The sequence below is a fragment of the Mesorhizobium sp. B2-4-1 genome, assembly GCF_006442185.1.
Taxonomy (GTDB): Bacteria; Pseudomonadota; Alphaproteobacteria; order Rhizobiales; family Rhizobiaceae; genus Mesorhizobium.
On the sequence record NZ_VFVN01000005.1, the window covers coordinates 215,595 to 228,149 of the forward strand.

At 62.5% G+C, this 12,555-nt stretch carries 10 protein-coding genes and 1 tRNA gene; 7 read left to right on the forward strand and 4 right to left on the reverse strand.

The features are described from left to right. The first annotated feature begins 112 nt into the window (after positions 1-112). From FJ949_RS15375 to FJ949_RS15390, 4 genes are all read left to right on the forward strand, one after another. Positions 113-1,207, forward strand: a complete 1,095-nt coding sequence (locus FJ949_RS15375; RefSeq protein WP_140496886.1) for a microcin C ABC transporter permease YejB — start codon at positions 113-115, stop codon at positions 1,205-1,207. Continuing rightward, positions 1,207-2,352 carry an ABC transporter permease gene (locus FJ949_RS15380; protein WP_140496888.1) on the forward strand — a complete coding sequence of 382 codons (1,146 nt, stop codon included), beginning with the start codon at positions 1,207-1,209 and terminating at the stop codon, positions 2,350-2,352. The genes FJ949_RS15375 and FJ949_RS15380 overlap by 1 nt, the downstream gene beginning before the upstream one ends. Then, complete coding sequence (locus FJ949_RS15385) at positions 2,349-3,980, forward strand: ABC transporter ATP-binding protein (RefSeq protein WP_140496890.1); 1,632 nt, start codon at positions 2,349-2,351, stop codon at positions 3,978-3,980. Before FJ949_RS15380 ends, FJ949_RS15385 begins: the two co-directional genes overlap by 4 nt. 86 nt (positions 3,981-4,066) lie before the next feature. Next, positions 4,067-5,008 (forward strand): glyoxylate/hydroxypyruvate reductase A, encoded by a 942-nt coding sequence (locus FJ949_RS15390; protein WP_140496893.1) that lies wholly within the window; start codon positions 4,067-4,069, stop codon positions 5,006-5,008. 43 nt (positions 5,009-5,051) lie between these two features. Here FJ949_RS15390 and FJ949_RS15395 read toward each other — a convergent pair whose 3' ends face one another. Next, positions 5,052-5,411, reverse strand: coding sequence for a hypothetical protein (locus tag FJ949_RS15395; RefSeq protein WP_140496895.1), 360 nt, complete (start codon positions 5,409-5,411; stop codon positions 5,052-5,054). Positions 5,412-5,597: 186 nt separating this feature from the next. Here FJ949_RS15395 and FJ949_RS15400 point away from each other — a divergent pair, with 186 nt between their 5' ends. After that, complete coding sequence (locus FJ949_RS15400; protein WP_140496897.1) at positions 5,598-6,608, forward strand: ligase-associated DNA damage response exonuclease; 1,011 nt, start codon at positions 5,598-5,600, stop codon at positions 6,606-6,608. Between the two features lie 4 nt (positions 6,609-6,612). Further along, entirely contained in the window at positions 6,613-8,214 is a 1,602-nt protein-coding gene (locus FJ949_RS15405) for a cisplatin damage response ATP-dependent DNA ligase (protein ID WP_140496899.1), read from the forward strand. A 24-nt stretch (positions 8,215-8,238) separates the two neighbouring features. Here FJ949_RS15405 and FJ949_RS15410 read toward each other — a convergent pair whose 3' ends face one another. Continuing rightward, positions 8,239-9,390 (reverse strand): hypothetical protein, encoded by a 1,152-nt coding sequence (locus FJ949_RS15410; protein ID WP_140496901.1) that lies wholly within the window; start codon positions 9,388-9,390, stop codon positions 8,239-8,241. Between the two features lie 363 nt (positions 9,391-9,753). On the opposite strand from FJ949_RS15410, the gene FJ949_RS15415 reads away from it, so the two are divergent. Next, a tRNA-Thr gene (locus FJ949_RS15415) sits at positions 9,754-9,829 on the forward strand. A 311-nt stretch (positions 9,830-10,140) separates the two neighbouring features. On the opposite strand, the gene FJ949_RS15420 is transcribed toward FJ949_RS15415, so the two are convergent. Both FJ949_RS15420 and FJ949_RS15425 read right to left on the reverse strand, forming a co-directional pair. Continuing rightward, positions 10,141-12,078, reverse strand: coding sequence for a DUF3732 domain-containing protein (locus tag FJ949_RS15420; RefSeq protein ID WP_140496903.1), 1,938 nt, complete (start codon positions 12,076-12,078; stop codon positions 10,141-10,143). Then, complete coding sequence (locus tag FJ949_RS15425) at positions 12,075-12,554, reverse strand: three component ABC system middle component (protein WP_140496905.1); 480 nt, start codon at positions 12,552-12,554, stop codon at positions 12,075-12,077. The genes FJ949_RS15420 and FJ949_RS15425 overlap by 4 nt, the downstream gene beginning before the upstream one ends. Position 12,555: the final 1 nt, after the last annotated feature.

A 12,555-nucleotide genomic window follows, 5' to 3' on the forward strand; every position in this document is an offset into this window, starting at 1 on the left:
TGCGCCGCAGCTGCGGAGGGTGGACCGGCATCCTCTGCCCGTATAGTGACGGGGAAAGAGGCGCGTTCATCGACGGTTTCGCCAATCACATGCGTCGGGAGGGCACCATCTGATGGGCGCCTATATCCTGCGCCGCATCCTTTTGATGATTCCGACCCTGTTCGGCATCATGGCGATTTCGTTCGCCGTCATTCAGTTTGCCCCCGGCGGCCCGGTCGAGCAGGTCATCGCCAAGCTGACGAACCAGGGCGGCAGCGATCGTCTGGGCGGTGGCGGCGGCGATGCGGGCGGTGGTAATTTCGATGCCGCCGGCGACGTCGGTTCAAAATATCGCGGCGCGCAGGGGCTCGATCCGGAATTCATCAAGAAGCTGGAGAAGCAGTTCGGCTTCGACAAGCCGCCGCTCGAGCGCTTCGGCCTGATGCTGTGGAATTATATCCGGTTCGATTTCGGCGACAGTTATTTCCGCGACATTTCGGTGCTCAACCTGATCCTGGAAAAAATGCCGGTGTCGATCTCGATCGGGCTGTGGATCACGCTCCTGTCCTACCTGATCTCGATCCCGCTCGGCATCCGCAAGGCGGTGAAGGACGGCAGCCCCTTCGACATCTGGACCAGCGGCGTCGTCATCGTCGGCTATGCCATTCCGGGTTTCCTGTTCGGCATCATGCTGATGGTGCTGTTTGCCGGTGGTTCGTTCTGGGACTGGTTCCCGCTGCGCGGCATCGTCTCGGACAATTGGGACCAGTTGTCATGGCCGGCCAAGATCGGGGACTATCTCTGGCACATGACCTTGCCGCTGACGGCGCTGGTGCTGTCGGCCTTCGCCACGACGACGCTGCTGACCAAGAATTCCTTCCTGGAGGAAATCCGCAAGCAGTATGTGGTAACCGCCCGCGCCAAGGGCCTCTCGGAACGGCAGGTGCTCTATGGCCATGTCTTCCGCAACGCCATGCTGATCGTCATCGCCGGTTTTCCCGGCGCCTTCATCTCGGCCTTCTTCACCGGTTCGCTGCTGATCGAAAACATCTTCTCGCTCGATGGGCTCGGCCTGCTCGGCTTCCGGTCGGTGGTCGAACGCGACTATCCCGTGGTGTTCGCCAACCTCTACATCTTCTCGCTTCTCGGCCTGTTCGTCGGATTGCTGTCCGACCTCATCTACACCTGGGTCGATCCGCGCATCGATTTCGAGCGGAGAGACGTTTGATGTCGGAGGCAAGTGTTACCGCCGGGGTCGTGCCGGAGCGGATGCCGCGGCCGTTTCTGTCGCCGCTCAACAAGCGCCGCCTGGAGAACTTCAAGGCCAACCGGCGCGGCTACTGGTCGCTGTGGATCTTCCTTGTCCTGTTCGTGCTGTCGCTGTTCGCCGAATTAATCGCCAACGACAAGCCGATCATCGCCTCCTACAAGGGCGAGATCCTGTTTCCGGTGCTGGTCGCCTATCCCGAAGAGAAGTTCGGCGGCTTCTATGCCGTCACCGACTATCGCGACCCAGTGATCCAGGACGAGATCAACGCCAATGGCTGGATGATCTGGCCGCCGATCCGCTATTCCTACCAGACCGTCAACAATGCCATTCCCGAAGCAGCCCCGGCCAAGCCGTCCTGGCAGTATGACGCCAAGACGCGCTGCAACCAGTACCCGCAAGGGGCTGATGATCCGGCCTGCACCATCGGCAACTGGAACTGGCTGGGCACCGACGACCAGGCGCGCGACGTGCTGGCGCGGGTCATCTACGGTTTCCGCATCTCGGTGCTGTTCGGACTGATCCTGACCGCCGGCTCGGCTCTGATCGGCGTCGCGGCCGGCGCCCTACAGGGCTATTTCGGCGGCTGGACGGACCTGCTGTTCCAGCGCTTCATCGAGATATGGTCGGCGATTCCCGTGCTCTATCTCCTGCTTATCGTCGCCGCCATATTGCCGCCGGGCTTCTTCATCCTGCTCGGGCTGATGCTGCTGTTTTCCTGGGTGGCGTTGGTCGGCGTGGTGCGGGCCGAATTCCTGCGCGCGCGCAATTTCGAGTACGTCAACGCGGCGCGCGCGCTCGGCGTGCGCAACCGCACCATCATGTTCCGGCACCTGTTGCCCAACGCCATGGTGGCGACACTGACCTTCCTGCCGTTCCTGCTCTCAGGCTCGATCTCGACGCTGACCTCGCTAGACTATCTCGGTTTCGGCCTGCCGCCGGGCTCGGCCTCGCTTGGGGAATTGCTCAAGCAGGCGCAGCGCAATCTCAACGCGCCGTGGCTCGGCATTTCCGGCTTCGTCGTCATCTCGCTGATGCTGTCGCTGCTGGTCTTCGTCGGCGAAGCGACACGCGACGCCTTCGATCCGCGCAAGACGTTCCGATGAGCGAGCCTCCCCTGCTCTCGGTCCGGGACCTCAGCGTCGCCTTTGCGCAAGGCGGACAGCAGTCGCTGGCCGTCGATCACATCTCCTTCGACATCGCCAAGGGCGAGACGGTGGCGCTGGTCGGCGAATCCGGCTCCGGCAAATCGGTCTCGGCGCTGTCGGTGCTGAAGCTCTTGCCCTATCCCAGCGCAAGCCACCCCTCGGGCAGGATCCTGTTCCAGGGCGCCGACCTGCTCGCCATGAACGAGAAGCAGCTGCGGCAGGTGCGCGGCAATAAGATCACCATGATCTTCCAGGAGCCGATGACCTCGCTCAATCCGCTGCACACGATCGAGCAGCAGATCGTCGAGATCCTGAAGCTGCACCAGGGCATGGCGGACCGCGCGGCCAAGGCGCGCACGCTGGCCCTGCTCAACGAGGTCGGCATCCGCGAGCCGCAGAAGCGCCTCGACGCCTATCCCCACCAGCTGTCCGGCGGTCAGCGCCAGCGCGTCATGATCGCCATGGCGCTGGCCAACGAGCCGGAACTCCTGATCGCCGACGAGCCGACGACGGCGCTCGACGTCACCGTGCAGGCGCAGATCCTCGAGCTGCTGGCCGGCTTGAAAAGCCGCAAGGGCATGTCGATGCTGTTCATCACCCATGATCTCGGCATCGTGCGCAAGATCGCCGACCGGGTGTGCGTGATGACCAAGGGCAAGATCGTCGAGATGGGGCCTACCAAGGACATCTTCGCCAATCCGCAGCACGCCTATACGCGCCATCTTCTGGCGGCCGAGCCCAAGGGCAAGCCACCCGCGGCCAACAGCTCCGCGGCACCCGTGATGATCGGCAAGGACATCAAAGTCTGGTTTCCGATCAAGCAGGGCTTCTTCCGGCGCACCGTCGACCATGTGAAGGCGGTCGACGGCATCGACGTTACCGTGCGGGCCGGCCAGACGCTGGGCGTGGTCGGAGAGTCCGGGTCGGGCAAGACCACGCTCGGCCTGGCGCTGGCGCGGATGATCTCGTCGAGCGGAACCATCCAGTTCAACGGGCGCGACATCAACCAGCTCTCGTTCAACGCCATGCGCCCGCTCAGGCGCGAATTGCAGATCGTCTTCCAGGATCCTTTCGGCTCGCTGAGCCCGCGCATGTCGATCGCCGAGATCATCGAAGAAGGCTTGAAGATCCACGAGCCGAAGCTGTCGCTCGACGAGCGCGACGACAAGGTGGTCGACGTGCTGAAGGAAGTCGGGCTCGACCCGGCCACGCGCAACCGCTATCCGCACGAATTCTCCGGCGGCCAGCGCCAGCGCGTCGCCATTGCACGCGCCATGGTGCTCAACCCGCGTTTCGTCATGCTGGACGAGCCGACCTCGGCGCTCGACATGAGCGTGCAGGCGCAGGTCGTCGACCTCCTGCGCAGCCTGCAGGCCAAGCATGATCTCGCCTATCTCTTCATCAGCCACGACCTCAAGGTCATCCGGGCCCTGGCCAACGATGTCATCGTCATGCGCAATGGCCAGATCGTCGAAGCCGGTCCTTCCGAACAGATTTTTGAAAAGCCGCAAACCGACTATACTCGGGCGCTGATCTCGGCCGCCTTCAAGATAGAAACCGCCCCGACGGGGGTCGTCAGCGAGTGACTCCTTCCTTCGCAATTCCGGACGGAAAGCCGCCTTGCGCCTTTCCCGCAATTGCTCCAAACCGAACAACAGGACAAAATCCATAAATGGAAAAAGGCAAAATCCTGCTTGCCGTCACCGGCTTTCACCCGCAGCGCTGGCGCGAACTGCTGTCCGCAGAGCGCGAGGTGGTGCTCGAGCCGGACGGCGCCAGCGATCCTTCGATCACCTATGCGGTGGTGTGGAAACAGCGGCCGAACCTGTTGGGGTCGCTGCCCAATCTGCGCGCCATCTTCTCGATCGGCGCCGGTGTCGACCACATCTTCTCCGATCCCAGCCTGCCGGACGTGCCGATCGTCAAGGTCGTCGCCGGCAACCTGGCCCAGCACATGACCGAATATGTCGTCTGGCGGGTGCTCGATCATCACCGCCAGGGCCTGCTGTACCGGTCGCAGCAGCCGAAGAAGATATGGCGCGAGCCGGCGCAGCGCACCGCTGAAGATATCTCTGTCGGCATCATGGGGCTCGGCAGTCTCGGCCGCGCGGCGGCGTCGGCGCTGCTGTCGCTCGGCTTCGCGGTCAATGGCTGGTCGCGCACCGACCGGCCGATGGAAGGTGTCGCGACCTATTGCGGCGAGGCCGGGCTGATCCCGTTCCTCAATGCCACAGACATACTGGTCGTGCTGCTGCCGCTGACGCCGGATACCAAGGGTATCATCAATTACGGCGTGCTGAAGGAATTGCGCAAGCGCAACGGTCTTGGTGGCTCGGTGCTGATCAATGCCGGTCGCGGCCGCCTGCAGAAGGATGCCGACATCGTGCGCGCGCTGGACGACGGCACGCTGAAGGAAGCGAGCCTCGACGTGTTCGAGGTCGAACCGCTGCCGAAGACCAGCCCGCTATGGGCCCATCCGAAAGTATTCGTGACGCCGCATGCCGCGGCCACGTCCGATCCCGTCCACCTGGCGCCGATCATGCTGCGCCAGATGGACGCCTTCGAGCGGGGCGAAAAGCTGGAGAACCTGGTGGACCGCAAAGCGGGATATTAGGCCGCTGGCATGTGGTCATCGGGATCGCCTTAGGCGACCTGCGTCAGCCGGGCAGAGCGAACTTCTTCTGCTTGTCCGGCTTGCCGCAATCGCGGCGCTCGATAGACCGGTTCATGGCGTCGATCTCGCCGCTTGCCTTGTCGGCATCGCGCTTGGTCTTGGAGCGGATATCCGGAATGAACGGGCCGAAGCCCATCGCGGGGTTGGAGAATGTCGGCTTGGCCTGCTGGGACAGATTGTATTGCCGAGCCAGGGCGTTGCGTTGCGCCAGCAACTGGCCGCAAGGCACGCTGTCATACTGCAGTGAAGACTGGACGTTTTCTTCCTGGCGCTCGGACATGGAGTTGCCGACACAGCCCGCCATAACGAGGCAAGAGGCCAAGGCCATCATGTTCCAGCGCATGGAAAATCCCTCCGTACGACACTGCCCCGACATAATCCGGCATGCGATTGGGGCTTTTTCGCAGCAGAGGCATCCGCAGGCCTCAGAGTGCGTTGCCTGACTGCTGCCCGGCGGGTGGCTGTAGGACGAGTCAGCAGTCTCTTGCAACAGGCTTCCCGCGCCCGAATTAGCCACTATCTTGGAACGATGCGCGCCAGCGACCTGCTCCATCCCCGGCCCGAGGGCCTTTACTGCCCGCCGGGCGACTTCTTCATCGACCCGGTGCGGCCGGTCAACCGGGCGCTGATCACGCACGGCCATTCCGACCACGCACGCTCCGGCCACGGCTCGGTGCTGGCGACGCAGCAGACGCTGGACATCATGAGGCTTCGCTATGGCGAGGGTTTTGCAGGCACGACACAGACGGCAGGACTGGGCGAGCGAATTGCCTTCAACGGCGTCGACATCAGCTTTCATCCGGCCGGCCATGTGCTGGGCTCGGCGCAGATCGCGGTCGTGCATCAGGGCATGCGCATCGTCGCCTCCGGCGACTACAAGCGGCAGCAGGACGCGACATGCCTGCCGTTCGAGCCAATCGCGTGCGATGTGTTCATCACCGAGGCAACCTTCGGCCTGCCGGTGTTTCGCCACCCGCCGGACGAGGAGGAGATCGCGCGGCTCCTGAAATCGGCGGCGCAGTTCCCCGAACGCTCGCATCTCATCGGAGCCTACGCGCTGGGCAAGGCGCAACGGGTGATGCGTCTGTTGCGCGACGCCGGCTACGACAGGCCGATCTATATCCACGGCGCGCTGGCCAAGCTCAGCGACTATTACCAGAGCCAGGGCATCGATCTCGGCACGCTGGAGCCGGCGACAGTGGAGAGCGCCAGCAAGGATGATTTCACCGGCGCCATCGTCGTCGGTCCGCCGGCCGCCTTCGCCGATCGCTGGGCGAGGCGCTTTCCCGATCCGATCTCCTGCTTCGCCTCGGGCTGGATGCGCATCCGCCAGCGCGCCAAGCAGGGCGGCGTCGAGCTGCCGCTGATCATTTCGGATCATGCCGACTGGGACGAACTGACCGCCACGATCAAGGAGACCGGCGCAGAGGAAATCTGGGTGACACACGGCCGCGAGGAGGCGCTGGTGCGCTGGTGCGAACTCGAAGGGATCGCTGCGCGGCCACTGCATCTGGTGGGGTATGAGGACGAGGGCGATTGATGGCATGAATCGCTTCGCCGAACTGCTCGACCGCCTTGTGCTGACGCCGTCGCGCAACGGCAAGCTGACGCTGCTGACCGATTATTTCCGCAGCGTCGAGGATCCCGATCGCGGGCTGGCGCTGGCTGCCATCACCGGCGACCTCAACATCGCCGCGATCAAGCCGGCGATGCTGCGCACCCTGGTGACCGAACGCATGGATCCGGTGCTGTTCGGCTATTCCTACGACTATGTCGGCGATCTCGCCGAGACCGTGTCGCTGGTCTGGCCGCAGACGCCCGGAACCATACCGAACCGTGAGCCGACGCTCGGTGAGGTGGTCGCGAAGCTGCAGGCGGCGAGCCGCTCCGACGGGCCGAAAGTGCTGTCAAACCTGCTCGACAGTGCCGGCATCTCGGCCCGCTTCGCCATCATCAAGCTGGTCACCGGCGGGTTGCGCATCGGGGTGTCGGCGCGGCTGGCCAAGCAGGCACTGGCGGATTTCGGCAAGGTCGACGTCGCCGAGATCGAGGAACTCTGGCACGGGCTGTCGCCGCCGTACACAGCCTTGTTCGCATGGCTGGAAGGCAAGGCCGCAAAGCCCGAGAGGGCCGCGCGGGCACTGTTCCGGCCGGTGATGCTGTCCAACCCGGTCGGCGACGGCGATCTCGACAGGCTCGACCCCGCCGATTACGTGGCCGAGTGGAAATGGGACGGCATCCGCGTCCAGGCGGTGTCGGAAGGCGGCATCCGCCGGCTCTATTCGCGCACCGGCGACGATGTCTCCGGCGCCTTTCCCGACCTCGCCGAGGCGATGGTTTTCTCGGCCACGCTCGACGGGGAATTGCTGGTCGGCGATCCCCGGGAAGCGACAGGGACATTCTCGGATCTCCAGCAGCGGTTGAACCGCAAGACGGTGTCACTGAAGATGCAGCAGCAATATCCGGCTTTCATGCGTTGCTACGACCTTTTGCAGGTCGGCGCGGAGGATTTGCGGGGATTGCCCTTCCGGGAGCGGCGCGTCCGCCTCGAAAACTTCGTGAAAACGCTCGACCCGAGCCGCTTCGATCTTTCGCCATTCGTCGCGTTCTCGGACTGGCAGGCGCTGGAGGAACTGCGCCGGGCGCCGCCGCACCCGATCATCGAAGGCGTGATGCTGAAGCGCTGGGATTCGCCCTATGTCGCCGGCCGGCCGAAGGGGCCCTGGTTCAAATGGAAACGTGACCCGCACACGGTGGACGCCGTGCTCATGTACGCCCAGCGCGGCCACGGCAAGCGCTCGAGCTTCTACTCCGATTACACGTTCGGCGTCTGGTCCGGAGCGGAAGGCGAGGAGGAACTGGTGCCGGTCGGCAAGGCCTATTTCGGCTTCACCGACGAGGAATTGAGGCAGATCGACAAATATGTCCGCGACAACACGATCGAGCGTTTCGGGCCTGTGCGCTCGGTGCGCGCCGACCGTGACAACGGGCTGGTGCTGGAAGTCGCCTTCGAAGGGCTCAACCGTTCGACGCGTCACAAATCCGGCGTTGCCATGCGCTTTCCCCGCATCTCGCGGCTGCGCTGGGACAAGCCCGCCAACGAGGCCGACCGCATCGAGACGCTGCAGGCGCTGCTCGATCGTTGATCGCACCCTCTCCGGTGCCGGCGCTCAAGGCTCGACGGAGACGCGGATCTCGTAAATGTTGACCGCCTTGCCCTGCTTGTCGAAATCGGAGTTGATGGCGATCGTTCCGGCCGAGCCGGGCCGCTTGTCGGGGAATTTCACGTCGAAGAGATATTCGTTGCGCTGCTGGCCGACCGCATAGCGTTTGCGGCCGCAATCACCAAGCTCGCCGAAATTGCAGTCGACCGAGATCTGCGTGTCCTTGCCGTCCTCGGCGCGGGCGACGATATCGAACACGGCGTGCTTGCCGGCGAGCTTCTCCAGCACGCCTTGCCCGACATCGAAGCTGATCGCCGAACCGGAAGCGCCGGACTGGATGCGCAGGAATGGCCCGGAATCGTCCTTCATCGTTTCCGCCTTGGCGTCCGACGGAGCGCTGACATGCGCCGGGTCGGTGGGCGAAAACACGTTGATCCAGTTGCGCGCCTGATCGGCAGCGCCGGGCTTTTCCGGCCCGGTCTCGCCATCCGCCGGCGTGAAATCGTCGTCCTCGACGGTCGGCGGCGCTTCGGGCGGCGCGGTGTCGAGCTGAGCCTGGGTCTTGAAGACGCCGGTCTGCATGGCGAAAAACAGGCCGATGCCGACCGCGGCGAGCAGCGTCACGGTGAGGAAGATGGCGGTCAGCGGCAGGCGCCGGCCCCTGATGCGCCTCTCGTCGCGATCGGGCGCCACTTCAGCCGTGGCTTCGGACGAAGCGGGAGCCGACATGTCGATGGACGGCACGCCGGAAAGGGTCGCGTCGGGCATGATGTCTGGAACGACCGGCAAGACGCGCGAGCGCGGGGCATCGGCAGCCGGCTGTGCAGGCTCGTCGACGGAAACTGCGGGCGGCGCCGCGCTCTCGCCGGTTGCGGCGGGTGCAGCCGGGCTCGCCGGAAGCTCGACCGCCGGTGCATCGGACTCAGCCTGGGGAGCGACATCCGGCACCGCCGGCAGGAATTCGGATTCGATTTCGGTGATCTTGGCCTGTATCGCCTTGCGGCGCTTGATGGCGACTTCCACCGTCACGCCGGGATTGGCCTGGAGCGCGCGGTCGAGCGCGGCGAAAGCCGAGCGATAGACCTTTTCGCGGTATGCGCGGTCCTCGGCATTGCCTCTTTCGAGGGCGTTCCGGATCGCTTTTTCGATTGCGTCCAAGCGAGATCCCTCTGTGCGTTGCCCAAACCTCGCCATGATCGTTAGCCGCAGCCGACCAATCAATCAACGGGCGAGCGTCCGCATTCTGCCTCGTTGGAGTGTCCAAAGTCCATCTTGGCGGTATTCCGGCAACGAAATCAACATGCTTCATTGATCTTTGCCGGCAGGGAGGCACGGGGCCAGGCGCAATGTCCCGGCCGATCGGTAAGGGCGTGGCAGCCGGCTTTGTCGGCGATGCGTCGGGGCGGAACGACGCGCAACACGAATTGCCGGGCCGCATCCTGAATTCGCGATCGCCCATCTTGAATTCGCCGTCGGTTGAGTCTATCACCCAGCCCATCTTGGAGGCCTAACGCTTCCCGGGCCGCTTTAGCTCAGTTGGTAGAGCACATCATTCGTAATGATGGGGTCAGGTGTTCGAGTCACCTAAGCGGCACCAAAATCCCTCAATGAATCCAGAATGTTGCTAAAAGTCACCCGTTTAAACACGTCGTCTACGGGCTGCGGCGGGTAACACGACGGGTAACAAAATCCTCGACGGCAAAGTTTCAGGGCAACAATCCTGGTCCAGCGGGTGCAGGGCAAAACGCCGGTAACGGACATTTTTTCGAGTCGAACGGCTTCCCGGCGAGCGAAGCTAGCAAAGGAGCGAACCAACCGCTCGTCGACAATATGGATAGCTCTTCGCGAATGTCGCCCTGGGCTGCTCCGGCAATATCAGTATCTTCCCGTTGCTAGGGTGCTTATCGATCAGGCTCTTAGAGGCCAGTCCGAGGGAATGAGCTTAATTCCGGATGCCTTCGTCCATCTGCCCTTTACGGCCGCGACATACTCCGGATCTTCCTCGATATAGGCGTGTTCGATGAGGATGATCTGCAGGCCCGCTTGGCGTGCCGTTTCGTCAAACAGAAAACGGACGATCTGCTGCATCGCGACCTGATCGTCATCCTTCTCCATCTCCTGGAGTCGCTTTTCGTCGCCACCCTTGGGATAGTAGGGGCGGCTAATCTGATCGATGACCAGAACGCCCGGGACAGGCGCCACGATGGTCTCGAAGAGCTTGTGCAGTGAGAAGGACAGGGCGAGATGGATAGCGAGGTAATTTTGGTCAGAACCTACCTCGGCCAGTGTGAGAACCGCTCGACGAGATGGTTCGATCACCGAAATGTTTGGGGTCGAAGAGAACACTACTCGCGAGCCCGTAGCTGGCACCACAGTGGGAAGGTCATCGAGCATCTCGGTCGCAAAGCCGCTGACCATGTTCTCCGCGTCGCGAAGGCGGTCCTTTCGGGCCTGCGGATCGACCTGATCCCTCAGATCCTCGATCCGGGCCATGAGCGATTCGGTATTCGTCGAAATCACTTGGAAGTCTTTCGCCGTTGTCTCGAGGAATTGGTCGATACGGCCGACGACACGAGCCCTCTCCTGTAGAAGTGACCCTGTCTTCACCGCCTCTTCCTCTACCCGGACGAGCCCGCTGATTTGCTCTTCGACTTCCCTCAGGCGGCCGGACTTAGAGCCAATCAAGTTTTCGATATGTCCTGAATGTGCGTCTAGACGAGGACGCATCCCGTCGACCGCGAGAACCTCGTTTGAAACGATCGTCAAAGAATTGCGTATTTGCTCCGCCATTGCCTGGCCTGCGGCATTCTCAGCATCACATACGGGACACCGCCCATCTCCGAGCTTTAGGTGCTCGACCAGACGCAACTTGTGAGACTGCCCAGACACTGCCGATTCGTAGCCGACTGCCTCGCGGATAGTCTGCCTGAGCATCTGACGCTTACCTCTCAGCGCCTGCAATTCGGACACCAGGTCTCGCCGCTCTTCCTCAAGGACTGCCCGAGCCTCCGAATCTCTGGTGTCTGATGAATCAACCTCATTGCCCGCGACTTCAGCGAGCTGCTTAAGGAGGCTTTGGTCGGACGCATCTGTGGAAGGCAATTCGGCCAGCAGGCCGACACTTTGCGCCTGCGTCAAGAGCGCCATCGAGCGCTGCGTCAAGAGGCTTTGGCTCCGCTCCTGTGCTTTCGCCTCCCGTTCGATCCTCGCCAGCGCGGCTTCAAGTTGTCGAAGCGTCCGCGCGGCGAGCACACTCTCCTGATCGATAGCGCCGAGGAAGTAGGGAATAGTCGCCTTGATGTCCTTTGCTTTTTCCGGTCGGTTCAGGTCGTGCAGCAGTGTCGTCCTGCTAATGATGACGTCACCAGACAAAAAGATGTAGGGAGGTACGTCACGGATGGTCGCGCGCCCCTTTTCAGACTTGGCGTCGATGGCCGGGTCGTCGGTACCTTGAATGCCGAACGCCTTTTCGATCAATTCACGCGCAGTCTCTCGATTGGTCGGGCCCTCAAGTTCTTCGGACGTGTCCGGAAGCCTAAGGTTTCGACCTGACCGAACGTACATCAGGCTGGTGCCGCTTCCCGCTTTTGGAATCTTTCTGCCAACGATAAGGTCAGTCTCACCCAGCGCCCAGTGAACAGCCACGGCTTCGGCGTGGTTGCGTACGAAGAATGGTAGATTGCAGTCCTTCGACCCAAGGCAGTAATCGATCGCGTCTATGATCGCGGACTTGCCTGTCCCCGATGCGCCGGTGATTACATTGACCTTGCCTACATCAAATTCGAGTGTCCTCCGCCTTCCACCGACACCAAAGAATGCAATCTCACGAATGTTCCAACGACTCACGGCGTCACTCCGAACGCGGAAAAGATTGTTCCAGCTGATCCCGCCTTGCCCATCCAGGTGCCGAGCCGCTCCGCGCGTTTCACGGCGCGCTTCGGTTTTTCTGGCAAGTCGGTAATCGGTGCCTTCGGCGCTTTCCGAGTGCCGAGGCCGATGGTCCCATCGGAATTGAACGATAGGGCCTTGGTACTAAGTCCGAACCGTACCGCCGCTGATACGATGTCCTTCGAGGCATCTAACCGGGCACCCAAGTCTAGACGAACATCTGGATATCGGTTGAGCCAAGACAGAAGACCTGTTGTAGCGGCCGTCTCCTCGAAGGACGTTTCCAGGTCATCGGAAAGAGCGAGCGGCAAGGCGAGGTACGCAAGCGCGAACTCTGGCGATCTTTTCGAAACCGCATGGAACTTTTGGCAGAACCCAACGAGGCCGAACGTACCGAAAGCAGGATTGCTTTCCGCGAAAAGATCATAAGCCAAT